This is a genomic window from Moorena sp. SIO4G3, from assembly GCF_010692305.1.
Taxonomy (GTDB): Bacteria; Cyanobacteriota; Cyanobacteriia; order Cyanobacteriales; family Coleofasciculaceae; genus Moorena; species Moorena producens_A.
Genome location: NZ_JAAHIG010000605.1, coordinates 1 through 3,241 on the forward strand (window position 1 = coordinate 1; position 3,241 = coordinate 3,241).

Below are 3,241 nucleotides of genomic sequence, written 5' to 3' on the forward strand. Positions count from 1 at the left end.
AGGTTCATTCTCATACACATTGATAATCTTATGACGTAAATCAATAGAATAAGGTCTCACTTTTTTCTTGGTTTGGCTCAAATTATAATATCTTGATTATACCTCACTAGATCTGAAAAGGCTGTATCACTTGTATTTGTCAAGTAATATTTGATATTATCATCATCGGGCAATTGATCTATATCTTTATATTTGGCCAGCATATATTTATGCCAGTCAGCATAGATCTGTTCTCGCATCATGCCAATTTTTGCTAGGGCGCGATCATATTCTTGCTGGCGCAGGTTTAGGGTATTGAGTTGGTCAGCAATTTCCTCGGGTAGGGTTGTTTGTTCCAGGGACTGGGCATCAGTTGACAGAGACTTATTTCCCACCGGCATCACTCGCCAGAGCAACCCGGCAGACTCTCTGGAAAAGCCAGTTTCGTGTCGCGCCTGCTCGAATCTGGGGCCAACATCGAGCTGCTCCCCCTGGAAGCGCTCATTCAATTCCAGAGCTTCCAACTGTTCTTCGATAATTTCACGGTGTTCGGGGTTACCGCTCAATTGAGAAGCCAGGTAAGCGGCCAGAGCTTCGGTGGGGCTATTACCCACAGCAATGGTGGGTTTTGCCAGTTGGGGTACCGGGTCTTGCAAAGAGCCCGTTGCCTTAAAAGTCAAGCGACTGTAGCAAAGCATCCCTTCTAGAGTTGCTGGATTATCTATTTCATCTATATTCCAACCGAACACCTCTTTTATTGATGCCTTGAGGGTTTGAGGATCTTCCCTTGAATGCTCCTTAAGGAATTGCGTGAAGTAATCTTTGTCAGTAGAACTATACCAACCGATCACATCATATTGCAAATCTTCGGGGGGAGATTGCTGGGTGCAGTCGGGGTCGTGGAAACCAAAAACACTGCGACAGTTGGGATAGAAGGCCGCAAAAGTGGCCTTTTCGTTGTCTAAACTGGTAAGTTGGCTGAATGGTCCCATGGCTGACAATGCTTCGATGTATTCCCCATCACCTCCAAGCTGCCACTCGCTCAATTCCAGCTTGCGACCCAGATACCGAAAGGGGCGGCGATCGCGATCTTCTCCTGTCGGATCGTGGAGAATATTGATAGTATCATCTTGCTTTTCACAATCAGCATAGAGATAGTCACTTTCCACCACCCACTGCTTATCTGGCAAGTTACCGCCCCGACGCATAATCAACCAGCGGTTGGGCACTAGGGGAAATTGAATGCTGCCATCATCTTCCACTTGACCTTGAGTTAAGGCATCCGGTAGAGCCCAATGGAGGTGGATGCCCGGTTTCAGGTTCAAGTTGAGATTTACAAAAGGCGGAGACAATACGGTGTCGCTGATATAGGGATTGTCATTATTGACCGGTCTTTGATCCCAATAGGGAAGCTCGGAGTAATCTGTCATCTGATCGACAACAGATTGCGGTTGCTTTAAGAAAAGCGCGTCTAGATGAATGGGGACTAGGAGAGTATTGGTCATCTGTATTCCTTTAGGTCTGTAAACTTTCCCCACTAAGGAGATTCAAACTTCCAACTTCCAACTTCTAACTTCAAATTCCAGACTATAATAAAGTTGGCCTTTTAAGACTTCGGGTGTCACCCCCGGGTAATTGACAATTCACAATTCAAACTATAGAATTGTCCGAATCATTTTGAATTAATAATTTTTAATTTTGAATTGTCGCGAACGCGACAATCCATCGCCCGCTTTTGAGCTGGGCTGGAAACGGGCTTTTTTTTGTCTGAGCATGTTGACGTTTTAGGGGGCGGTCGTGATCAGACCCGCGCTCTTGAGTTTTGTCTTGCTGCTCCATATGTAATCCCAAATCATGTTCCCATACCCCCGTGATCTGATCCTGCTGGCGAAATATAACTTAACATTCAAACCACTGATTCTGGGTGCATCGCTATTATTGAGCAATGTTACCGCCCTGTGCTGACTCTCTCAATAATTTGTTACAAAAATTTTAAAAATATGCTATAATTTTATATTTTTTATGGTATACTTAAAGTGTGGAAATTCAAATCCACGGGAAGAGCCAGCCTAAGAGTTTTCCTAGGCCACAGGCTGGCTCTGGGTACCCCTTAAAGTAAAGGAGATAACTTATTATTATGTAGTAGTGCGCCTCGTTCTAGCTACCTGTAGTGGGCAAAACCTTGCCCACCCTACCCATGGATTCTGTGCGTAAGTCCTGGGTTAACAAAAAGGCACCTATAAATGACTAGGTACCTTGAGCAGACCAAATATAAACTATCAACAACTATTGAAGGAATCAGAAACAGTAGTCCATGCTTGTCTCCTCGACTAACTGTTCCCTTACTTAATACAATAAAAGAATTAAATAGGTAATGCATTCACGTTTTATGCTAACTTACTTGCCAAGTTTAGAAAAAGCAAATGCACAATTACGCTATCACTATTGCTGAAAACTGCCAAACTTGCTTCGAGGTTGTCTATCGGTGTGAACTTACACTATCTGATTGACTGACAAATAGGCGTCGATGTAGGTTGGGTTGAAGTATGAAATCCAACAACCACAACCGATTGCGTTCGGTGTCCTTCCTCCACCCAACCTACGGTATTTCAACAGCTTCCAAAACTTTTGTCAATCAACTACATCTAAGTTAACCCAATCAATTTGAATTTGTAACTTATTCGTAAGCATATGCGCTACGCGCAGGCTACGCCAACAGCTATCAGCTAATGCGCTACTTGAGGTGCTACTTGAGGTGCTATCAGCCAAAGGCTGACGGCTGACGGCTGACGGCTGACGGCTAAATGCTTACAAGTATTCTACAGTTTACCCCAAAATGGCGGGAGAGCCGCACTGTTAACAAAAAGGCACCTATAAATTACTAGGTGCCTTGAGCAGACCAAAAACTATCAACAACTATTGAAGGAATCAGAAACAGTAGTCCATGCTTGTCTCCTCGACTAACTGTTCCTTTACTTAATACAATAAAAGAATGAAATAGGTAATGCATTCAGGTTTTCTGCTAACTTACTTGCCAAGTTGAGAAACAGTAAATGCCTAATTATACTATGACTATTGCTGAAAACTGCAAAACTTGATTTGAAGTTGTCTATCGGTGTTAACTTTCACTATGGTGGTAAGCATTCAGCTGTCAGCTGTCAGCTATCAGCTGTTGGCGTAGCCTGCGCGTAGCGCATTAGCTAAATGCTTACACTTAACTTAGTTACAAACGGGCTTTCCGTTCTATCTCTAAAATCTGCTT

The 3,241-nt window shown here is 43.5% G+C and carries 1 protein-coding gene; it reads right to left on the reverse strand.

Going from position 1 to position 3,241, the window contains the following annotated elements; all coding sequences use genetic code 11:
- Positions 1 to 77: 77 nt before the first annotated feature.
- On the reverse strand, positions 78 to 1,484 hold the full coding sequence (locus F6J99_RS43495) for a hypothetical protein (RefSeq protein ID WP_293123269.1): 1,407 nt from the start codon (positions 1,482 to 1,484) through the stop codon (positions 78 to 80).
- Positions 1,485 to 3,241 lie beyond the last annotated feature (1,757 nt).